This is a genomic window from Paraburkholderia sp. BCC1885, from assembly GCF_900996235.1.
In the GTDB taxonomy this organism is placed as follows: domain Bacteria; phylum Pseudomonadota; class Gammaproteobacteria; order Burkholderiales; family Burkholderiaceae; genus Paraburkholderia.
Genome location: NZ_CAAJGM010000285.1, coordinates 138,836 through 161,087, shown reverse-complemented (window position 1 = coordinate 161,087; position 22,252 = coordinate 138,836). Strand labels below are relative to the sequence as shown.

General features: G+C 63.8%; 18 protein-coding genes. 13 read left to right on the top strand and 5 right to left on the bottom strand.

Annotation, left to right across the window (positions count from 1 at the left end):
- The first annotated feature begins 27 nt into the window (after window positions 1-27).
- Window positions 28-474 (top strand): dUTP diphosphatase, encoded by a 447-nt coding sequence (dut, locus tag FQ755_RS36720; protein ID WP_137958993.1) that lies wholly within the window; start codon window positions 28-30, stop codon window positions 472-474.
- Between the two features lie 198 nt (window positions 475-672).
- On the opposite strand, the gene clpA is transcribed toward dut, so the two are convergent.
- Both clpA and clpS read right to left on the bottom strand, forming a co-directional pair.
- A complete protein-coding gene (gene clpA, locus FQ755_RS36715) occupies window positions 673-2,970 on the bottom strand; it encodes an ATP-dependent Clp protease ATP-binding subunit ClpA (protein ID WP_144163066.1) in 2,298 nt (765 codons plus the stop codon).
- Complete coding sequence (clpS, locus tag FQ755_RS36710) at window positions 2,967-3,281, bottom strand: ATP-dependent Clp protease adapter ClpS (protein WP_144163064.1); 315 nt, start codon at window positions 3,279-3,281, stop codon at window positions 2,967-2,969. Before clpS ends, clpA begins: the two co-directional genes overlap by 4 nt.
- A gap of 652 nt (window positions 3,282-3,933) precedes the next feature.
- Between clpS and cspD the strand changes: the two genes are divergently transcribed.
- Window positions 3,934-4,140 (top strand): cold shock domain-containing protein CspD, encoded by a 207-nt coding sequence (cspD, locus tag FQ755_RS36705; RefSeq protein WP_017776809.1) that lies wholly within the window; start codon window positions 3,934-3,936, stop codon window positions 4,138-4,140.
- Window positions 4,141-4,216: 76 nt separating this feature from the next.
- Here cspD and FQ755_RS36700 read toward each other — a convergent pair whose 3' ends face one another.
- Together FQ755_RS36700 and icd are read right to left on the bottom strand one after the other, a co-directional pair.
- A complete protein-coding gene (locus FQ755_RS36700; RefSeq protein ID WP_144163062.1) occupies window positions 4,217-5,842 on the bottom strand; it encodes a multicopper oxidase family protein in 1,626 nt (541 codons plus the stop codon).
- 613 nt (window positions 5,843-6,455) lie between these two features.
- The gene (icd, locus tag FQ755_RS36695; RefSeq protein WP_144163060.1) at window positions 6,456-7,712 is read right to left on the bottom strand and encodes an NADP-dependent isocitrate dehydrogenase; all 1,257 of its coding nucleotides are present in this window, start codon (window positions 7,710-7,712) and stop codon (window positions 6,456-6,458) included.
- Between the two features lie 311 nt (window positions 7,713-8,023).
- On the opposite strand from icd, the gene FQ755_RS36690 reads away from it, so the two are divergent.
- From FQ755_RS36690 to FQ755_RS37750, 10 genes are all read left to right on the top strand, one after another.
- Window positions 8,024-8,593, top strand: coding sequence for a pseudouridine synthase (locus tag FQ755_RS36690; protein WP_144163058.1), 570 nt, complete (start codon window positions 8,024-8,026; stop codon window positions 8,591-8,593).
- Window positions 8,594-8,987: 394 nt separating this feature from the next.
- A complete protein-coding gene (locus FQ755_RS38520; protein ID WP_144163056.1) occupies window positions 8,988-9,185 on the top strand; it encodes a hypothetical protein in 198 nt (65 codons plus the stop codon).
- A gap of 155 nt (window positions 9,186-9,340) precedes the next feature.
- Entirely contained in the window at window positions 9,341-9,847 is a 507-nt protein-coding gene (locus FQ755_RS36680; protein ID WP_144163054.1) for a DUF192 domain-containing protein, read from the top strand.
- Between the two features lie 256 nt (window positions 9,848-10,103).
- Entirely contained in the window at window positions 10,104-12,209 is a 2,106-nt protein-coding gene (fusA, locus tag FQ755_RS36675) for an elongation factor G (RefSeq protein WP_144163052.1), read from the top strand.
- 209 nt (window positions 12,210-12,418) lie between these two features.
- Complete coding sequence (locus FQ755_RS36670; RefSeq protein ID WP_144163050.1) at window positions 12,419-12,952, top strand: cupin domain-containing protein; 534 nt, start codon at window positions 12,419-12,421, stop codon at window positions 12,950-12,952.
- A gap of 291 nt (window positions 12,953-13,243) precedes the next feature.
- Entirely contained in the window at window positions 13,244-14,908 is a 1,665-nt protein-coding gene (locus tag FQ755_RS36665) for an ABC transporter substrate-binding protein (protein ID WP_144163048.1), read from the top strand.
- A 47-nt stretch (window positions 14,909-14,955) separates the two neighbouring features.
- On the top strand, window positions 14,956-15,966 hold the full coding sequence (locus FQ755_RS36660) for an ABC transporter permease (RefSeq protein WP_144163046.1): 1,011 nt from the start codon (window positions 14,956-14,958) through the stop codon (window positions 15,964-15,966).
- A complete protein-coding gene (locus FQ755_RS36655) occupies window positions 15,963-16,826 on the top strand; it encodes an ABC transporter permease (protein ID WP_144163044.1) in 864 nt (287 codons plus the stop codon). Before FQ755_RS36660 ends, FQ755_RS36655 begins: the two co-directional genes overlap by 4 nt.
- Complete coding sequence (locus FQ755_RS36650) at window positions 16,823-18,931, top strand: ABC transporter ATP-binding protein (protein ID WP_144163042.1); 2,109 nt, start codon at window positions 16,823-16,825, stop codon at window positions 18,929-18,931. The genes FQ755_RS36655 and FQ755_RS36650 overlap by 4 nt, the downstream gene beginning before the upstream one ends.
- 498 nt (window positions 18,932-19,429) lie before the next feature.
- Window positions 19,430-20,284, top strand: a complete 855-nt coding sequence (locus FQ755_RS37750) for a hypothetical protein (protein WP_186308761.1) — start codon at window positions 19,430-19,432, stop codon at window positions 20,282-20,284.
- A gap of 197 nt (window positions 20,285-20,481) precedes the next feature.
- Here FQ755_RS37750 and FQ755_RS36640 read toward each other — a convergent pair whose 3' ends face one another.
- Window positions 20,482-21,327 carry an aldo/keto reductase gene (locus FQ755_RS36640; RefSeq protein WP_144163040.1) on the bottom strand — a complete coding sequence of 282 codons (846 nt, stop codon included), beginning with the start codon at window positions 21,325-21,327 and terminating at the stop codon, window positions 20,482-20,484.
- A gap of 147 nt (window positions 21,328-21,474) precedes the next feature.
- Here FQ755_RS36640 and FQ755_RS36635 point away from each other — a divergent pair, with 147 nt between their 5' ends.
- The gene (locus FQ755_RS36635) at window positions 21,475-22,221 is read left to right on the top strand and encodes a GntR family transcriptional regulator (protein WP_144163038.1); all 747 of its coding nucleotides are present in this window, start codon (window positions 21,475-21,477) and stop codon (window positions 22,219-22,221) included.
- Window positions 22,222-22,252 lie beyond the last annotated feature (31 nt).

The following is a 22,252-nucleotide window of genomic DNA, read 5'->3' as shown; positions in this document are numbered from 1 at the left end:
CTCTACTTACCCATCGATTCGAACTGCATGAAACTCGACCTGAAGATTCTCGATGCGCGCATGCGCGACCAACTCCCGGCCTACGCCACGACCGGCAGCGCCGGTCTCGATCTGCGCGCCTGCCTCGACGAACCGCTGACACTGCAACCCGGCGAAACGGCACTGGTACCGACGGGTCTGGCGATCCACGTAGGCGACCCTGGCTATGCGGCGTTGATCCTGCCGCGCTCGGGTCTGGGACATAAGCACGGCATCGTGCTGGGGAATCTGGTAGGACTGATCGACTCGGATTACCAGGGTCAACTGATGATCTCGACGTGGAATCGCGGACAGACCACCTTCACGTTGAATCCCATGGAGCGCCTCGCGCAGCTCGTGATCGTGCCGGTGGTGCAGGCCGAATTCAATATCGTGGATGACTTCGAGCAGAGCGAGCGCGGCGCGGGTGGTTTCGGCAGCACGGGCAAGCATTAAGGGTTGCTTGCCGTGGACGATTGAGGCCGCTTCGGTTGATGCGCTTCGGTTGATGCGCCAGGCGCTTGATGCCCGGCCGACTCGACGCCAGTAAGCCTTGAGCCGCAAAAGATGCGCATAAAAAAACGGCGCGGGTTTTAAGGCCCGCGCCGTTTTTGCCTGGCTGAACGAATCCGCCGGCTCCGTAGAGCCTCAGCTTTACTCGACTTCGACCGCTTCCGGATTCGGATTGCGCGGTGCCGGTTGCTCGTCGAACGTGAGCTGCACCTTGTCTTCCGCATCCACGTCGACCGTCACGCGGCCGCCGCTCATCAGCTTGCCGAACAGCAGCTCGTCGGCCAGTGCACGACGGATCGTGTCCTGGATCAGACGCTGCATCGGACGTGCGCCCATCAGCGGATCGAAACCGTGCTTCGCCAGATGCTTGCGCAGCGCGTCGGTGAAGAGCGCATCGACCTTCTTCTCGTGCAACTGATCTTCCAGTTGCATCAGGAACTTGTCGACCACGCGCATGATGATTTCTTCATCCAGCGAGCGGAAGCTGATGGTTGCGTCCAGACGGTTGCGGAACTCCGGCGTGAACATCCGCTTGATGTCGACCATTTCGTCGCCGGTTTCGCGGCGCGTCGTGAAGCCGATCACGGACTTGCCCATTGCCTCGGCGCCCGCGTTCGTCGTCATGATGATGATGACGTTGCGGAAATCCGCCTTGCGACCGTTGTTGTCCGTCAGTGTGCCGTGGTCCATCACCTGCAGCAGCACGTTGTAGATGTCCGGATGCGCCTTTTCGATTTCGTCGAGCAGCAGCACGCAATGCGGCTTCTTGGTCACGGCTTCGGTCAGCAGACCGCCCTGATCGAAACCGACATAGCCCGGCGGCGCGCCGATCAAACGGCTCACCGCGTGACGCTCCATATACTCCGACATATCGAAGCGGATCAGCTCGATACCCAGCGTGAACGCCAGTTGCTTCGCCACTTCGGTCTTGCCGACGCCCGTCGGGCCGGAGAACAGGAACGCGCCGATCGGCTTGTCCAGCTTGCCGAGACCCGCACGCGCCATCTTGATCGCAGCCGACAGCGCGTCGATGGCCGGGTCTTGCCCGAACACCACGCTCTTCAGGTCGCGGTCCAGCGTCTGCAGCTTGCTGCGGTCGTCTTGCGACACGCTTTGCGGCGGGACACGCGCGATCTTCGAGATAATTTCCTCGATCTCGCCCTTGCCGATGGTCTTCTTCTGCTTCGACTTCGGCAGGATGCGTTGCGCCGCGCCCGCTTCGTCGATCACGTCAATCGCCTTGTCCGGCAAATGACGATCCGTGATGAAACGAGCCGACAACTCAGCGGCCGCCGACAGCGCGCCCGACGAATACTTCACGCCGTGATGTTCCTCGAAACGCGACTTCAGTCCGCGCAGGATAGCCACGGTCTGTTCGACGGTCGGCTCGGTCACATCCACTTTCTGGAAGCGGCGCGACAAAGCTGCATCTTTTTCGAAGATGCCGCGGTATTCGGTGAACGTCGTGGCGCCGATGCACTTCAGCGTGCCCGACGACAGCGCCGGCTTCAGCAGATTCGACGCATCCAGCGTGCCGCCCGAAGCAGCGCCCGCGCCGATCAGCGTATGAATTTCGTCGATGAACAGGATGGCGTGCGGACGTTCCTTCAGTTCCTTGAGGACCGTCTTCAGGCGCTGTTCGAAATCGCCGCGGTATTTGGTGCCGGCGAGCAGCGCGCCCATGTCGAGCGAATACACCTGCGCATCCGCGAGAATGTCCGGCACTTCGCCGCGCGTAATGCGCCACGCCAGCCCTTCGGCAATCGCGGTTTTACCGACACCGGCCTCACCGACCAGTAGCGGATTGTTCTTGCGCCGGCGGCACAGCACCTGCACCACGCGCTCGACTTCCGATTCGCGCCCGATCAACGGGTCGATGCGGCCGTCTTTCGCCATCTGGTTCAGGTTCTGCGTGAACTGGGCGAGCGGGGTTTCTTTCTGCGCAGCGGCTTCGTCAGACTCGGCGTTCGCATCGCTCGCCTTGGCGGCGTCGGTGCTATTGGTCTTGGCGATGCCGTGCGAGATGAAGTTCACCACGTCCAGACGCGTGACGCCCTGCTGTTGCAGGTAGTAAACCGCGTGCGAATCCTTCTCGCCGAAGATGGCGACCAGCACGTTCGCACCGGTCACTTCCTTCTTGCCATTCGAGGTGGACTGCACATGCATGATGGCACGCTGGATCACGCGCTGGAAACCCAGCGTGGGCTGCGTGTCGACGTCATCCGTGCCAGGCACGGTTGGCGTGTTGTCATGAATGAAGTTGCGCAGGTTCTGGCGCAGATCCTCGATGTTGGCCGCGCACGCGCGCAACACCTCTGCGGCCGTCGGATTGTCCAACAGGGCCAGTAAAAGATGTTCGACCGTAATGAACTCGTGCCGCGCCTGGCGTGCTTCCATGAACGCCATGTGCAAGCTGACTTCCAGTTCCTGGGCAATCATGCTTCCTCCATCACACACTGCAGCGGATGCCCGGCCTGCCGTGCGTGGGTAACGACTTGCTCGACTTTGGTCGACGCGATGTCCCGCGTATAGACCCCACAAACTCCCCTGCCTTCGCGATGCACCTTCAACATAATCTGCGTTGCGGTTTCACGATCTTTATTGAAGTATTCCTGCACGACCATCACGACAAATTCCATTGGCGTGAAGTCGTCATTCAACAGCACCACCTTGTACATGGCCGGCGGCTTCAGCTTTTTTTCCTGCCGCTCCAGTACGGTGCCATCCTGCTTGTCCGGGATAATTGCCATACACCCATTCTAAACAACTCGGACAGGGCCGCAATCCTGTCAAAACCCGACCGGCTGGCCGGTGATCTGTTTCGCCTCCACATGACGGCACTGCCTGTCACGCGTGCGCCTTGCACGGAGCCGATTGCGGAGCCGGCCCTCCAAAAGAATGTCATTGCTGCTGGTGTTACGGTGCTTTGGATCGAGTATCGCACAACCTGCCGTAGCAAGCTGAACGCGTGCGCGGCGGCTCCGCGAAAACCCCGGGCGCCCCCATTTACGACTGAGACGACTGCGCTCCGGGCGGCTCTACCCAAACCGCCTATATGGCCTTGAGTGCTGATCCGGTAAGACTTGCGGGAGTGCCACCCCCGCTGAACAGCATGTGAGTCGATTATGCGACTTTTCAAGATGCAACGCTTGCGCCACCGCACATAAGAAAAGCGGTAAAAACCCTGGAAATGGGGCGTTTGCAACGCACCGTTGCGTGTCTCAAAATTTTCTTGACACTCGAATAAAGAGCCTCAACAATCAAGCTGGCACTTTTTTCAGTCAGCCACAAATTCGAAAAAATGCCGATGGTGAGCTTGTGAGGAGGGAGCGGCTGCATGCCCGCGGCCGTTGAGCTTTTCGAGGGCTCGTGGTGGTGTCATGAGTTACAGGGGAAGTAGGTATGGCAACTGGTACGGTCAAATGGTTCAATGACGCGAAAGGTTTCGGATTCATTACGCCCGACGAAGGCGGTGAGGATCTGTTTGCACACTTTTCGGCCATCCAGATGAATGGGTTCAAAACCCTGAAGGAAGGCCAGAAGGTTAGCTTTGAGGTCGTGCAAGGCCCCAAAGGCAAGCAGGCATCGAACATCCAGGCGGCCGCCTGAGTCTGTTCGATACCCGTACCCTGGAAACCCGGCTCCGTGCCGGGTTTCTTCATTCTGGGGACGCGTTTCAGATCATTTACACCACGTCGAGCGTGCCCATCATGCCGAGATCCTCGTGTTCGAGGATGTGGCAATGGAACATGCGCCTGCCCGCCTGCTGTTGAACCGTGGCAATGCGCACCGTCTCGCCAGGCTGCACGTTGACGGTGTCGCGCCACGCCATATAAGGCTCGGGCGTCACGACGCCATCCTGTTCGCGCTCGATCACCTGAAATTGCGTGCCGTGCAGATGGAATGGGTGGTCCATATCCGTGCGGTTGGCAATCGACCAGCGTTCGACCTCGCCACGGCGGCTTGTCAGTGTGACGCGTTGCGGATCGAAACTCGCGCCGTTGATCAGGAAACTCATGCCAGCCGGCATGCCGTTGTGCGATGCGCCGGGGCGATGCATCGCGGCCATGTCCATCTGCTCGGAAAACACCACGGATTTTTGCGCGGCGGGGGCGCCGAGCGGCGAGATCTCGCGCAAGGTCGCGGGGAGTTTCGTCGCAGCGTGCGTGGTATCGGCAGCGCGCGGCCCGGACTGGACATCGGCAAGCGGGATAGCCGCGCCCGCTGGCAGACTGCCGCCCGCCATCGCCATCTTGCGACGATCGTAGACCGCGGAAGTCAGAACCGCCCGCCGTCCCGCGGACACAATCAGCTCCGCGCGCTCTCCCGGCGCCAGCAAAAGCTCTGTCACGTTCTCGCGCGGCGTTCCGAGCAGACCGCCGTCCGTGCCGACCTGCGTGAAAGCACGACCGTCATCCAGCGACAATCTCAAATAGCGGGCATTGCAGCCATTCCACACGCGCCAGCGCTCGTCCGTCGCCATGACGACGCTCGGACGACGCGCGCCGTTCACCAGCACGAACTGCCCTTCGCGTCCGTTCATCCAGTCCATCATGTCGTTGGGCGCGATCGTGCCGTCGCTGGCGAGCTTCAGATCGGAGAAGAACAGATGGCGCTCGGGCCAGCCGGCGAGCGGATCGGCGGCGGCGCGCACCACTATCGGCCCCGCGAGTCCGCGAAACACCTGCTCGGCCGACATCATGTGCGGATGCGGGTGATACCAGTAAGTGCCGGCACTGCCCGGCGGCAGCGTGAAGCGGTAGACACGCGAGGCGCCGGGCGCGACGGGATCGGACGGATTGCCGTCCTGATCCGGCGGCACCGGCAAGCCGTGCCAGTGGATCGTCGACGCCTGCGGCAGGCGATTGACGAAGCGGATTTCGACCGTATCGCCCTCGCGCACGTCGATCAGCGGTCCGACGACCGGACCTTGCAGCTGCGCGGTGGAATCAGGAGGGTCGCCGCCTTGTCCGTATTGCCAGAAAGTGGTCGGGTGGCCGGGTATGAGCGTGTGTTGCTCCGGTTGCGCGACCAGGGTGGCGCGAAATACGCCAGGCGCATGGCTTTCGTTCACCAGCGTGCGCAATGCGGCGAGCGGCGCGCCTGATGGCAACGCATCGGGTGCGGCCAGCGTGCTGGCTTGCGGCGTGGCGTTTTTCGCCATGCCCGGCATATCGGACATCCCTTGCATGCCGCTCATCCCGGACATGTCGTGCATCGCGTGCGCGTTTTGCTGCGCAAGCGCGTGACGTCCAGACAACGACACCGCGGCGGCACTCAGCGCGCGGAGGAGAAATTCTCTGCGGATCATCGATCGTTTCCTCTATTGGATTGCGCGGAAAGCCTGCAGCCCGCCGCGCGTCATCGTTGCAGGCCCGCGTGACGAAGATCACGCCGCAGGCCGCGCTGACAGGCAAGCGTCGCGCGTTCGTATAAGGAAGCACACGACGCCAGGAAAACGATCAGTCGATGGGCGGCGGCACGGGAGGCGCGTGAGTCAGCCCATCGCGGGGAAGTTCGGTGAGGGAGCGGGGAGACGCGGTATCCAATGCACGCGGTTCGAATTGCCAGGCCGTTAACAGGACAGCGCAATGAATACTGCAAGCCGTTGCACAGCAGGCACAGTGGTTGTGCTCGTGACCGCACGGCGGCTGTGCGGCAGTCGTCGTTTCACAGTGGTCCGCCGGCGAACTGGATGCGACTCGCGAGACCGCATTCATATGCGGCGCGACGTCCACCATTTGCAGCGCGCCGCCTTCTACAGGCACAGCTGCAGGCATGGACATAATCCGCTCATGTGCAAACGCGCCTTGGCCTTGCATGGTTAGCAATGCGAGCGAAAGCACGATGAGGAATCGCCGGAGACAGATCATTGCGGATTAAGGCGCACGGGTTGCGAAGGCGGGGTGAGGCCGCCGTCACACTCACATATTCTCAATCAACACCTGCCCAAACCCCGAACACGACACCTGCGTCGCGCCTTCCATCAGACGCGCGAAGTCGTACGTCACGCGCTTTTGCAGAATCGACGCTTCCATCGCATCGATGATGATGTCCGCCGCCTCGAACCAGCCGAGATGGCGCAGCATCATTTCCGCCGAGAGAATTTCCGAGCCCGGATTCACGTAGTCCTTGCCCGCATACTTCGGCGCGGTGCCGTGGGTGGCTTCGAACATCGCTACCGAATCCGACATGTTGGCGCCCGGCGCAATGCCGATCCCGCCCACCTGCGCGGCCAGCGCGTCCGAGATGTAGTCGCCGTTCAGGTTCAGCGTGGCGATCACATCGTATTCGGCTGGACGCAGCAGGATCTGCTGCAGGAAAGCATCGGCGATCACGTCCTTGACGACGATATCGTTACCCGTCTTCGGGTTCTTGAACTTCATCCACGGACCGCCGTCCACCAGTTCCGCGCCGAACTCCTTCTGCGCGAGCGCGTAGCCCCAATCGCGGAACGCGCCTTCGGTGAACTTCATGATGTTGCCCTTGTGCACCAGCGTGAGCGAGCGGCGCTCGTTGTCGATCGCGTACTGCAGCGCCTTGCGCACCAGGCGCTCCGTGCCTTCACGCGACACCGGCTTGACGCCGAGCGCCGAAGTGTCCGGAAAGCGGATTTTCTTCACGCCCATTTCGTCGCGCAGGAACTGGATGACCTTCTTCGCGCCCTCCGAACCGGCGGCCCATTCGATGCCCGCGTAGATGTCTTCGGAGTTCTCGCGGAAGATCACCATGTCGGTCTTTTCCGGTTCGCGCAGCGGCGAGGGCACGCCCTTGAAATAACGCACCGGCCGCAGGCACACGTAGAGGTCGAGTTCCTGGCGCAACGTCACGTTCAGCGAACGGATGCCTCCACCCACCGGCGTCGTCAGCGGTCCCTTGATGGAGACCACGTATTCCTTCACCGCAGCCAGCGTTTCTTCCGGCAGCCACACGTCCGCACCATAGAGTTTGGTGGCTTTCTCGCCGGCATAGACTTCCATCCAGTGGATCTGCTTCTTGCCGCCGTAGGCTTTCTCGACCGCCGCGTCGACCACCTTGATCATGACCGGCGTGATGTCGGTACCCGTACCGTCGCCTTCGATGTACGGAATGATCGGTTGGTCGGGAACCTTGAGCGAGAAATCCTGGTTGACAGTGATTTTGTCTCCGCCCGTCGGAACCTTGATGTGCTGATACGGCATGATCGGACTCCAGTGATGGCTATTCTGGTTGAAGCAGATGGGGACTGCGGCGCCGCGCGCTCCTCGTTGCGCGCAATGCCGAACGCCTGCAAGCGACTGAGCGGTTATTCTAGCCCACGGTGGACTCTGCGAAGCGCCCGCTGCCACGCAGCCATGTCTTATGTCTTATATAAGATGCAGGACATATCGTCGCAGCTTATGCATTATGATCCCGCCATTCGCCGCCCGATTGGCTACCTCGTTGGCCACCCGACCCGTCTCCTGATTCGCTAAACACGCCACCACCACGGCCGCTGTCCGCCAGATTCCGCATGCGCCTTCTTGCTCTCAACAAGCCCTTCGGCACCATCTGCCAGTTCTCGCCGCACGAGACGCGCGCTTCGCTCGCCGATTGGGTCAAGGTGCCGGGCGTCTATCCCGCCGGCCGTCTCGATTCCGATAGCGAAGGCCTGTTGCTGCTCACCGACGACGGCGCCTTGCAGGCGCGCATCGCCGAGCCACGCCACAAGCTCGTCAAGCGCTACTGGGCGCAGGTCGAAGGCGTGCCGGATGAAGCGGCGCTCAGCCGGCTCGCAAGCGGCGTCGATCTTGGCGACTATGTGACACGTCCGTGTCAGGCCCGGCCGATCGACCCGCCTGAAACGCTATGGCCGCGCAATCCGCCGGTTCGGTTTCGCGCGGCCATCCCCACGACGTGGATCGAACTTTCCATTACCGAAGGCAAGAACCGCCAGGTCCGGCGCATGACGGCGGCGGTCGGCTTCCCTACCCTGCGGCTCGTGCGCGTCGGCATCGGCGCGCTCGATATTTTTTCGCTCGGCCTAGAGCCGGGCGCCTGGCTCGATCTGCCGCCACGCGCACCTTGGGACGGTTTGCGCTGAACGGCGCCGCTTCAGAAAATTCACGCTAAATCGTTGTATCCGCAAGCCTTTTCTTTTCATAACGATTTTATTGCGGCGCTTGGAAAGATGCCTCTGGCCTTTTCATCGCGGCGGAATAAACATTCCCGAAAATTTGCGCGAAATTTACGTCAACCGCAGCGTCGGCTCACGCGTTATTCGTCGCAGATGCCGCCCGAAGCTATCCGGCATTCAGCCTTAAGGGCCTTTGTACAAGCCGTTCTTGCGGTCAGTGCGGAGAGTCCGAGCGCTCGCAGACGCGTCACGAAAATTTGTTGATGCGGCTGTCAACCGAAAGGTGGATGGCACGTTTACCGACATGACTCATATATAACCGGGTCATTTGGTTAATTAACTAAAGCTGAGGATTCACAAAATGAACAAACTGATCGCCGCTCTGGTCGCTGGCCTCTTCGCAACGGCAGCATTCGCACAAGCATCGGCAACGGACGCAGCTTCGGCACCGGCAGCAGCTTCGTCGGCAAAGAAGACCACGAAGAAGGCAACGCACGCCAAGAAGGCATCGAAGAAGAAGGCAGCATCGGCTGCTGCAGCTTCGGGCGCTTCGGAATAAGTTTGTTGTAAAAACGCAGTCAAGAACTAGCAGCACTTGCCGTTCTTACGGCGTTGAAAGGCAGATCCCGCAAGGCGATCTGCCTTTTTGTTTTTGACGTGCCCGGAGGCGCTCGCGTAACATGCGCGGATTCATTTCCTGCCAGGAGTCTTGCCGTGCGAATTTCCCTGCGCTCGTTGTTGGCGCGTTTTGCGTTTGCCGTTGCATTGCCGCTGGCCGCCGCCTCGTTCACGCTGGCCCCGCTTCATAACGCCTACGCGCAACAGATGCCGCCTGGCGCCAAGCAGCCCGGCGACTTCCCGCGCACCAAACTGACGGTGGGCATGTTCGTCATCGACGCCGCCGTTGCCGCCAACGATCCCGACCGCGAGCAGGGTTTGATGTACCGCACGCAGCTCGCGCCCAACGAAGGCATGCTGTTCGTGTTCCAGGAGAACGCGGTGCATTGCTTCTGGATGAAGAACACGCTGATCCCGCTGTCGATCGCCTTCATCCGCGCCGACGGCACCATCACCGACATCGACGAAATGGATGCCGAAACCACCAACAATCACTGTCCGCGCAACAACGGCGTGTATGCGCTGGAGATGAGCAAGAACTGGTTCGCAGCGAAGGGCATCAAGCCAGGGATGACAATGCAGGGCTTGCCGGCCGCTCAGTAAGCACCCCGGCCGCCGGCCGACTGCCACCGCTGCCAATCCCGCGAAGCCGGCGCCCTTTCCGGGGCGCCGGCTTTTTTGCGCCCGCACACGCCGCCGTGACGCCCACGGGCCGGTCCTGACGCCCGGCTGGCAAGATTCCTGCAAAAGCCCCTGCGACGCGCTATCCTAGTGGTCTTACCGCAGCACCGAGTTCGTCCGGGCGGCGTCGTGCGCCGCCCGACGCCTACCACCGGCGCGCCAATCCAAGGAGGTTCACGTGCCCCGCAAGACTCCCATCGAGCGCTACCGGAATATCGGCATTAGCGCTCACATCGATGCCGGCAAAACTACCACCACCGAACGCATCCTGTTCTACACCGGCGTGACTCACAAAATCGGTGAAGTTCACGACGGTGCGGCGACGATGGACTGGATGGAGCAGGAACAGGAGCGCGGCATCACGATCACCTCGGCCGCCACGACCGCGTTCTGGAAAGGCATGGCCGGCAACTATCCTGAACACCGGATCAACATCATCGACACCCCGGGCCACGTCGACTTCACGATTGAAGTCGAACGCTCGATGCGCGTGCTCGACGGCGCCTGCATGGTGTACGACTCGGTCGGCGGCGTGCAGCCGCAGTCCGAAACCGTGTGGCGCCAGGCGAACAAGTACAAGGTGCCGCGCATTGCATTCGTCAACAAGATGGACCGGGTTGGCGCAGACTTCTTCCGCGTGCAACGGCAGATCGGCGATCGCCTGAAGGGCGTGGCCGTGCCCATCCAGATTCCGATCGGCGCGGAAGAGCATTTCCAGGGCGTGGTCGACCTCGTCAAGATGAAGGCGATCTACTGGGACGAAGAGAACCAGGGCATCAAGTTCGAGTACCGCGAGATTCCGCCCGAACTCGCCGACACCGCCAAGGAATGGCACGACAAGATGGTCGAGGCCGCCGCTGAAGCGAGCGAGGAACTGCTCGACAAGTATCTGGGCGGCGACACGCTGAGCGAAGACGAGATCAAGCACGGCATTCGCGTGCGCTGCATCGCCAACGAAATCGTGCCGATGCTGTGCGGCAGCGCCTTCAAGAACAAGGGCGTGCAGGCCATGCTCGACGCGGTGATCGACTATCTGCCCTCGCCGATCGACGTGCCCGCGATCACGGGTCACGACGAGCACGACAAGGAAATCGAGCGCCATCCGAGCGACACCGATCCGTTCTCGGCACTCGCCTTCAAGATCATGACCGACCCGTTCGTCGGCCAGTTGATCTTCTTCCGGGTGTATTCGGGCGTGGTGAATTCGGGCGACACCGTCTACAACGCGGTGAAGGAGAAGAAGGAGCGCCTCGGCCGGATCCTGCAGATGCACGCCAACGAGCGCAAGGAAATCAAGGAAGTCTACGCGGGCGACATCGCCGCGGCGGTCGGCCTGAAGGAAGCCACCACGGGCGACACGCTGTGCGATCCGAACCACGTGATCATCCTCGAACGGATGATCTTCCCGGAGCCGGTGATCTCGCAGGCCGTCGAGCCGAAGACCAAGGTCGACCAGGAAAAGATGGGCATCGCGCTCAATCGTCTTGCTCAGGAAGACCCGTCGTTCCGCGTGCAGACGGACGAAGAGTCCGGCCAGACCATCATCTCCGGGATGGGCGAGCTCCACCTGGAAATTCTGGTCGACCGGATGAAGCGCGAGTTCGGCGTGGAAGCCACGGTCGGCAAGCCGCAGGTCGCGTACCGCGAAACGGTGCGCAACAAGGTGGAAGACGTCGAAGGCAAGTTCGTCAAGCAATCGGGCGGCCGCGGCCAGTATGGTCACGCGGTGGTGACGCTCGAACCGGCGCCGCAAGGCAAGGGCTACGAATTCGTCGACGCCATCAAGGGCGGCGTGATTCCGCGCGAGTACATCCCGGCGGTGGACAAGGGCATTCAGGAAACCCTGAAGGCCGGCGTGCTGGCGGGCTATCCGGTGGTCGACGTGAAGGTCACGCTGACTTTCGGTTCGTATCACGACGTGGACTCGAACGAAAACGCGTTCCGCATGGCTGGTTCCATGGCTTTCAAGGAAGCCATGCGCAAGGCCAAGCCGGTGCTGCTCGAACCGATGATGGCCGTCGAGGTGGAAACGCCCGAGGACTTCATGGGCAACGTCATGGGCGACCTGTCGTCACGCCGCGGGCTGGTGCAGGGCATGGAAGACATCGCCGGTGGTGGCGGCAAGCTGGTGCGCGCCGAGGTGCCGCTCGCGGAGATGTTCGGCTATTCCACGTCGCTGCGTTCGGCCACGCAAGGCCGCGCCACTTACACGATGGAGTTCAAGCACTACGCGGAAACGCCGAACAACGTCGCTGAAGCGGTGATCAACGCGAAGCAGAAGTAAGCGCTGCAGGTTGGCGTCAGGAAAGCCCGTTCGTCGTGAACGGGCTTTTTTTTGCTCCCGCCATGCGCAACGTGCGTTCGTTTCGCTCGCGCTTCGCGTGATGACATTCCGCGCGTCGCGCGCGCCCGACGCGAACATGCAAGAATAACGGCACACCCGCCTGGCACACCTGCCTCGCCCGAACCGCTTTGCATAGGACCGGACACGCCATGAGCCACGACCATCCGCACGACCATGATCACGACCACGAGCACGCACATGAGCCGGATGCCGCCGCACCGGTCGACTGGCGCGAACACGGCGTCAAGGTAATCCGCGGCGACCAGCTCGATTCGAATACCGCGCAAACCCCCGGCATGAACCGCGCCGCCGCGATCAACGCCGCGCGCGTCGGTGCGCAGAAAATCTGGGCCGGCACGGTGACGATTCATCCGAATGCGAAGACCGGCGCGCATCATCATGGCGCGCTCGAAAGCGTGATCTACGTGGTGCGCGGCCAGGCGCGCATGCGCTGGGGCGAGCACCTCGAGTTCACCGCAGAAGCCGGTCCCGGCGACTTCATCTTCGTGCCGCCCTACGTGCCGCATCAGGAGATCAACGCCAGCACCGACGACCCGCTCGAATGCGTGCTGGTGCGCAGCGACAACGAAGCGGTGGTGGTGAATCTGAACATCGACGCCGTCGAGGCGCCCGAAACCGTGTTCTGGGTCGATCCGATTCACAAGCATCCCCACGAGCACTGAGCCGTCCACGGCGGCGGTCGGTAAAGATGCCGCCGTGACAGCGGTTCTTCTGCCGATGCATCGGCAAGTCCGATACGTGGCCGGGCTGGCCGCCAGCAGGCGTCCAGCCGGCGTTGTCAGAGCGACACAGGTTGATCGTTTTGAGCGCGTCACCCAGGCTCGCAGCGGCCGCAACGTTCCGAATCGATAGGCAATCGCTTACACTGAAACCGCTTTTCGCCATCGCAATACCGTCGCCCTGCCGTGCGCGAGCCGCCCGGCATCTATCAGAACGGACTGGACACCCCATCGATGAAGACACCCGCGGATCGACTCCTCGCGCTCGAAACTGCACGCCGCAGCGCCGATCAATACGGCAATCACGCCATCGACGAATTCCTTGCCGGCCGTCTGTCGCGCCGCGAACTGCTGCGTTATGCCAGCGTCATCGGCCTATCGCTCGCGGGCGGCGGCCTTTTCGCCACGCCGCAAGCGCGCGCGCAAGGCACGGCGGGCGCGGCCAATGCGACCATCCGCGTGGCCCATCTGACGCCGGCCGGCGCCATCGACCCGCTCACCGTCACCGACGCCGGCGGTCTCGCGCTGCTGGTGCAGACCGGCGAATTCCTGATCGACGACGACGGCGACCAACTGGTCCTGAAGCCCGCGCTCGCACTCTCATGGAAGCCAAACGACAAGGGCGACGTCTGGACCTTCAAGCTGCGTCCCAATGTGAAGTTCAGCGACGGCCAGCCGTTCAGCGCCAAAGACGTCGTCGCCACCTTCGACCGTCTCGCCGATCCGGCAAGCGGCTCGGCGGCGCTCTCGGTGTTAAAGGGCGTGTTGTCGAAGGGCGGCACCCAGGCGATCGACGAGCACACGGTCGCCTTCCATCTCGACGCACCGAACGGCAACTTCCCGTATTACGTTTCCTCGGACAATTACAACGCCATCCTGCTGCCGGCCAACTACGCGGGCAATTACGAAAAGAGCTTCATCGGCACCGGTCCGTTCAAGCTCGAAAAGTACACGCCGAAAGTGGGCGCCTCGTTTGTACGCAATCCCGACTATTGGGGCGACAAGGCGCTGCCGCAGCGCGTGCAGTTTTCGTTCTACGCCGACGAACAGGCGCAGATTCTCGCACTGCAGGGCCGTCAGGCAGACGTGATGGGCACGTTCACCGTGCAGGGCGGCGTGGGCATCATGAACAACCCGGAGTTCAGGACGATCGGCGTAAAGTCGAGCGCGCATCGGCAGATTCACATGCGCAACGACGATCCGCGCTTCAAGGACAAACGGGTTCGTCAGGCGTTGGCGCTCACGCTCGACCGCGACGTGATCGTGCGCGGCCTGTTTCGCGGCAAGGCGCAGCTCGGCAACGACAGCCCGTTCGCACCGGTGTTTCCGTCGTCGAACGCAGGCGTCCCCCAGCGCAAGGTCGACCTTGCCAAGGCGAAGCAACTGCTCGCGCAAGCGGGTGTGGCCAATGGCTTCGACGTCACGCTCACCACTGAAAAGTACATGGAGATTCCCGATCTCGCCGTGGTCGTGCAGAACGCGGCCAAGGCGATCGGCGTGCGCATCAATCTGAAAGTGGAAAGCCAGTCGCTCTATTACGGCGCGGGCACGCCCGGCAAATCGGATTGGCTCGACTCGCCGCTCGGCATTACCGATTACGGTCACCGAGGCGTGCCGAACGTGTTCCTGAATGCACCGCTGACAAGCAACGGTACGTGGAATGCCGCACACTTCAGGAATCCTCAGTATGACCAGCTGGTTGCGCAATTCGTCGCGGCTATCGACATCGCCTCGCAGCGCAAGCTCTCCGGCCAGATCCAGACGCTCCTGCTCGACGAGACGCCGGTCATCATTCCGTTCTTCTACGATCAGTTGATTGCGATGCGGGCGGGTGTCAACGGCATGCGCTTTACGGCGCTGGCGCAGCTGTACTTCAACCGCGTGACGCTCAGCGCGTGATGGCCGCCGCCTGATCCCCGCGCCCGCAGCCACGAACCACAAGCCCCATGTCGAGCGCCCTCACTCCCTCGCCCCCTCGTGTTGCTTCCGGCAACGCGGGGCGGGTGGCGCGTTTTCTCGCCACCCGCGTTGCGCTGTCGTTGATCACGCTCTGGCTGTTGTCGGTGATCGTGTTTGCGGGCGGGCAGTTGCTGCCGGGCGATGTCGGCCGCGCGATTCTCGGGCCGCTCGCCGACGCCCGCGCGGTCGCCGCGCTCAATCATCAGCTCGGCGCGGACCGGCCGCTGTTCACGCAATACGTCGATTGGATCACGCATTTCCTGCGCGGCGATATGGGATTGTCGTATGCGTATCGCGAGCCGGTGGGGCCGTTCATCGGCAGCGCGCTCGCGCATTCCGCGAAGCTCGGCTTGCTGGCGTTCATCGTGGTCGTGCCGTTGGGGATTGCCGGCGGCGTGTGGGCCGCGATGCACGCGGGACGCTGGATCGACCGCACCATCAGCATCGCCGGGTTATCGGCGACCGTGGTGCCGGAGTTCGTGTCATCGATCGCGTTGATCCTGATCTTCGGCGTGTGGTTGCGCTGGCTGCCCATCGAGGCCACCTATTCGCCCGACGCCGGCGTGCTGGAACAACTGAAGCATCTGGTCCTGCCGGTACTGCCGCTCGTGCTGGTGTTCTTCGGCTACATCGCGCGCATGGCGCGCGCCGGCACCGTCGAAGCGCTCGACGCCGACTACACCCGCACCGCCATTCTCAAGGGCCTGCCGCAGCACATCGTGATCTGGCGACACGTGTTGCGCAATGCGCTGCTGCCCACCATCACGGTCGCTGCGACGCAACTCGGCTATATGATCGGCGGCCTCGTCGTCGTGGAGACGCTGTTTCATTATCAGGGCATCGGCTCGCTGATCTACAACGCCGCCAGGTCGAAGGACTTTCCGATGCTCGAAGCCGGCGTGCTGACTATCGGCGTCGTCTACACGGCGGCCAATCTCGTGGCCGACGCCTTGCAGGTGTTGCTCAATCCGCGCCTGCGCGTGAGGAACGGCGAATGAGCACAATCGTCCCACCGACGCCGCAGACCCGCGAGCCGCGCTTCGATGCATTGCGCGTGCTGCTGCGCTCGCCGACCTTCGTGGCGGGCGTGATCATCGTCCTGTGGTGGGTCGTCTGCGCGATCGGCGGGACGTGGATCGCGCCGCAAGACGCCTACGCCTCCGATCCGCTCAATTCGCTGATGCCGCCCGATCACGCCCACTGGTTCGGCACCGACCAACTCGGCCGCGACGTGTTCTCGCGCGTGATCGTCGGGGCGCGCGACATCCTCACTATTGCGCCGCTCGCCACCCTGCTCGGCACGGTGGCGGGCACGGCGCTCGGCCTCGTGGTCGGCTACTTCGAAGGCTGGGTCGATAACGTGGTGGGACGCGCCATCGACGCCGTGCTGGCGCTGCCGCTCGTGATCGTCGCGCTACTCGCGCTGGCCGCAGTGGGCGCGTCGAACTTCACTGTGATCCTCGTGATCGGCATTACCTTCATGCCGATCACCGCGCGCACCGTGCGCGCCGCCGTGTTCGCCGAACGCCATCTCGACTACGTCGCGGCGGCCCAACTGCGCGGCGAGCGCGCGCCTTACATCATGTTCGTGGAGATCCTGCCGAACGTACTGGCGCCGATCATCGTCGAAGCCACCGTGCGGCTCGGCTACGCGATCTTCGCGGTGGCGACGCTCTCGTTCCTCGGCTTCGGCATCCAGCCGCCGTCCGCGGACTGGGGCCTCGCATTGTCCGAGTCGTACACGCTGATGGCGGGCGGTGCGTGGTGGACCGTGGTGTTCGACGCCGTGGCGATCGCCTCGCTGGTGGTCGGCGTGAACCTGATCGCCGACAGCGTACAAAGCCTGCTCGACCGATGAACGGCCCGCCGCCCGCCTCCTTCCCCGCCTTCGACGTCTCGAAGAGCGACCGCACCGACGCGCTGACCGTGATCGGCCTGACCGTCACGTACCGGACGCGCGGACGCGAGCGCGAGGTGCTGCACGACATCTCCCTGCGAGTGCGGCGTGGCGAGGCATACGGACTGGTGGGCGAATCCGGTTGCGGCAAATCGACCATGGCGATGGCGGCGCTGCGCTACCTGCCGCGCAACGGCAAGGTGAAAGCGGGCAAGATCCTGATCGCCGGCCAGGACGTGCAGGCGCTCGATGCCGGCGCGCTGCGCAGCTTGCGCGCGACCGCCATCTCGATGGTCTATCAGGACCCGGGCCGCGCGCTGAATCCGTCGATGACGATTGCGCGCCAGGTCGCCGAGGCCTTCGAAGCCGCTGGCGCGAGCCGCAGCGAAGCGCTCGCGCGCGCGCTGGAGATGCTCGGGCGCGTGCGCATCGCGGCGCCTGAACGGGTAATGGATAGCTATCCTCATCAATTGTCGGGTGGCATGCAGCAGCGCGTGGTGATTGCCATGGCGCTGGCGTCCAACCCCGCCCTGCTGATTCTCGACGAACCGACAACCGGCCTCGACGCCACGGTCGAAGCCGAGGTGCTCGATCTCGTCGCGCAGCTGCGCCGCGAACTCGGCACGGCCGTGCTGTTCATCAGCCACAACCTCGCGGTGATCGGGCGCATGTGCGAGCGCGTCGGCGTGTTGTACGCGGGCAAGCTCGTCGAAGAAGGCGCGACGCAGGATGTGTTTGCGCGGCCGCGTCATCCGTACACGGTAGGGCTGCTGCGCTGCCTGCCGACCTCGGGCCGCAGCAAGACGCTGGAGCGGCTCGACACGATCGCGGGCCAACTGCCCGCGCCCGGCTCGGTGACGCAAGGCTGCATCTACGCCGAACGCTGCCGTCTCGCCGACGACCGCTGCCGCCGCGAGGCGCCGCCCCCGCATCGGGTGGGGGCGGCGCACGGCGATCAGATGTCGCGCTGTCACTATCACGAACGCGCAATGGAGTTGCCGCGCGCGAATGCCGATGCACGCGCAACGGTTGGCGCTGCTAACGAAACCACGCAGGCCCAAACGCAAGCGGCCAAACCCGGCGCGCTCGTGCTGCGCGCCGAGCACGTCTCGAAGACTTTCCACGTCGCGGGCGTCGCGGTCAAAGCCGTCGACGACGTCTCGCTCGATCTCGCCACCGGCGAGACGCTCGGCCTCGTCGGCGAATCGGGCAGCGGCAAGACGACTCTCGCCAAGCTGATGCTCGGGCTGCTCGCGCCGGACGCCGGCAGCATCCTCGAACTCGACGGCACGCCCTTGCCGGCGCGCGTCACCCGCCGCAACGACGCGCAGGTCAAGTCGCTGCAGATCGTGTTTCAGAACCCCGACTCGGCGCTCAACCGCTCGCATTCGGTGAAGCGCCTGATCGGCCGCGCGCTGTCGCGGCTTGCCGCGCTGCGGGGCGCCGCGCAGGACGAACGGCTCGCCGCGCTCGCGGCGGCCGTGCGGCTGCCGAACCGCTATCTGAGTGCGCGCACGCGGCAACTGTCGGGCGGTCTCAAGCAGCGCGTCGCGATTGCGCGCGCGTTTGCGGGCGAACCGCGCGTGGTGGTCTGCGACGAGCCCACTTCCGCACTCGACGTTTCCGTGCAGGCGTCGATCCTCAACCTGCTTGCCGACCTGCAGCGCGAGCGCGGCACGAGCTACGTGTTCATCTCGCACGATCTGCATGTGGTGCGCTATCTGTCCGACCGGATTGCCGTGCTTTATCTCGGGCGCCTGCTCGAGATCGGACCAGCCGCCGCGGTCTTCGAAGGACCGCATCATCCGTACACCGAAGCGTTGCTGTCGTCGGCCCCCGCGCTCGACGCCACGCAGCACGGCGCGCGCATCCGTCTGTCCGGCGAGATGCCGAGCCCGGCCGAGCCGCCCTCGGGCTGCGTGTTCCACACGCGCTGCCCGCGCAAGCTCGGTGCCATCTGCGAGGAACAGGCGCCGCCTTTCGTCGATGCCGGCGACGGCCACCGGATCCGCTGCCACATCCCGATTCAGGACCTGCGCGCCCTGCAAGGCATCACGCGGATTTAACAATCCGTCCGGACGCGTTTCACGCCCGAAACGTTTTCCATCGATTTACCCCGCTGCGCGCCACCACACCTGCCCCGAGGCCACACCGGACGGGCCTCCACAGGCTGTGGCATGGATATCGCTATGGAAGGGGCGGTATCCGGCCCGCGCTGAACGATCCAGCGGCGCACGCGAACCGTTGCGCCGCGCTCCATGCGGATGGATCGGCGCTGCGGCAAATCGCGCACCGTCGACATCGCGCGCGGCAAACGAGCGGGCAACCGCTGTTTGCCCCAACCACGCGAGGGAGGGGGAATCGCTCACACGAGCCGGGGCCAATGACGATCGGCAGGACGCTGACGGCGTTCCGCGCGCATCGCGTGTGTTATGCAGCGGCACGCGACGCGCAAAGCGAACTCGGGGAGCGATGAGGTCCGCAACACGACGGGCCATTCGCACACGCAACAGCTTGAGAGACGACAGCTTGCGAGGAGCTGGCGACTCCTCGGGAGAAGTGTGATGAGAACCACAAGATTTGATCAGTACTGCTACGGGATAGCGAGAGGAGTCGCGATATTGACCGCCGGCGCGGGATTGCTGGCCTCGCAGGCGGGGTATGCCGGTTCGCTGGAAAACGGCGCGAACCTGGCGAGTGCCGCGGGCGCACAACAAGTACCCACCGCCGGCGCCTCGGCGACGACACAACTCGCGCAAAACGATCCGTCCGCGACAGGCGATGCGGCCTATGCCGCCACCATGGCCGACGACGTCGCCGCGATTTTCTCGGTCGAGGAATGCCATAACAACGGCAGCGGCAGTTGCACGACGCGCTCGCACGGCGGCCCCGCGCTCGGCGCGGCGAGTGGCGGCGCCAACCCCGGCGTGGGCAGCTCGGGCTCGAACCCCGGTTTAGGGTCGAGCGGCGCTGGCGCAAGTGCTGGCGGCGGCCCGAGCGGCGGTAGTAAAGGCAGTGGCCCTGGCGGCAGTGGCCCTGGCGGCGGTGGGCCCAGCGGTGGCGGTCCCAGCAGTGGCGGTCCTAGCGGTGGCGGCCCTAGCGGTGGCGGTCCTAGCGGTGGCGGTCCTAGCGGCGGCGGTCCCAGCGGTGGCGGTCCTAGCGGAGGAGGCCCTGGCGGTGGCGGCCACGGCGGTGGCCCCGGTGGCGGCTTTGGTGGCGGCTTCGGCGGCGGAATGGGCAGCGGCTGCGGTTGCGGCAGCGGTCCCGGCGGCGGGTTCGGCAGCGGCCCTGCTGGCGGTTTTGGTGGTGGCTTCGGTGGCGGTCACGGAGGCTTTGGCGGAGGCTTCGGCGGCGGTCACGGAGGCAAGGGTGGAAGCGGCAATGGCGGTGGCAACGGCGGCGGCGGAAACGGGCATTAGACCCACGGGAACGGCGCCCCCGAGCCGTTCCCTCTCCGCTCGCCGGGCTCCTTCACGGCGGCTCCTCCCGGCAAGTGCTGGCGGTGGCGTCTCGATCCCCCGGTCGAACGTCACCGCCCCGGCCGGGAGTCTTCGTCGATGTATTCAAAGGCCGTCAGAACCAGACAGCGTCACGCCTGCACCTGGCTGCCCTACGCCTAGAGCATTTCGAGCGGCCGCTTGCTGCGCGGCGGCCTGAAGAACGCATCGATGGCCGCACGTTCGTCGACGGTCAGTCGTAGTTCGAGCGCGCGGTGATTGTCGCGCACGTGCTCGACGCTCCCGGCCTTCGGAATCGCGAACACTTGGGGTTGCAGCAGCACCCACGCGAGCGCCACCTGAAACACCGAGACGCCGCGTGCGTCGGCGATCTCGTCGAGCCGCGAGCGCTTCGGCAGGCGCGCGTGATCCACCGGACTGTAGGACATGGCCGGCATCTTGTGGTCGGCGAGCCATGGCAACAGATCGAATTCAGGACCGCGCCGCGCGACGTTATACAGAATCTGATTGGTCGCGCAGGCGTCACCGCCCGGCGTGGCGATCAGTTCCTCCATATCGTCCATGTCGAAATTGCTGACACCCCAATGGCGAATTTTGCCAGCACGGCGCAGGGCCTCGAAGCCTTCCACCGTCTCCGCCAATGGCACGGAGCCGGGCCAGTGCAGCAGATACAGATCCAGATGGTCGGTCTTCAGGCGTTTCAGGCTTTGCTCGCAGGCCGCCTCCATGGCGCGCCGGCCGGCATTGTGCGGATAGACCTTGCTGACGAGGAACACCCGCTCGCGCAAGCCCGCGAGCGCCTCGCCGAGCAGGCTTTCGGTCGCGCCGTCGCCGTACATCTCGGCGGTATCGATGAGGGTCATGCCAAGCTCGACGCCCGCGCGTAACGCGGCGATCTCGGCCGCGCGGCGCGCCGGCTGCTCGCCCATCTCCCAGGTGCCCTGGCCGAGCTTCGGAATAAGCTCGCCATCCGGCAGGCTCACGGTGGCGATGGTGGACGTCATAATGCCTCCTCGGGCTAAAGGGATGATCGATTGTCCGGCCAGTTTATCCGCTCATCAATTGTCAAATCGTCCCCCCCGGCAAAAGCCCGCTATAACGCAGCGCGCCAATGTCATAGAATTGCCGCTTGCCCTTCTTGCGTCTGCCCAATGAACTCTGCCTCGGAAGACCGCTGGCGCGACCTGCGTCCGGACCCGGAAAACGATACGCCGCTTTACCTGCAACTCGCGCGCAAGCTCGGCAACGCGATTCACGAAAACCGCTGGAACGCAGGCGAAGCGCTGCCGTCCGAACGCGTGCTGTCGGACGCGCTGGGCGTCTCGCGGATCACCGCGCGCAAGGCGATTGCGTTGCTCGTCGAACAGGGTTTGATTCGCCGCACCCAGGGCGCGGGCAGCTTCATCACGCCGCGCTATGAAGACCCGCTCTCGCGTCTGTCGAGTTTCAGCGAGATGCTGCGGCGGCGCGGCTTCAGTCCCAGCTCCGAATGGATCTCGCGTGAGATCGTGCCCGCCAATCGCGACGAAGTAATTCAGCTTGGCCTGTCGCCGGCGGCGGCGGTGACGCGGCTGCGACGCCTGCGTCTGGCTGACGGCATCGTGATGGCGGTCGAGAACTCGACCTTCCCGGCGGCGCTGATTCCCGATCCGCAGGCCATCGGCGATTCCCTGTACAGCTTTCTCGAACAGCGCGGACTCGGCATCACGCGCGCACTGCAGCACTTCCGCGCCGTCAATGCGAACGAGGAGATTGCCCAGCAGATGAGCATTGCGCCGAACGAGGCGCTGCTGCTGATCACGCGCGTCGGCTACACGGCCGAGCAGCGCGCGATCGAATTGACCGACACGTACTGCCGCAACGACTACTACGATTTCGTCGCGGAGCTGCGTAAGTAGCGTGATGGGCATGGGCGTCGTGCACGTGGCT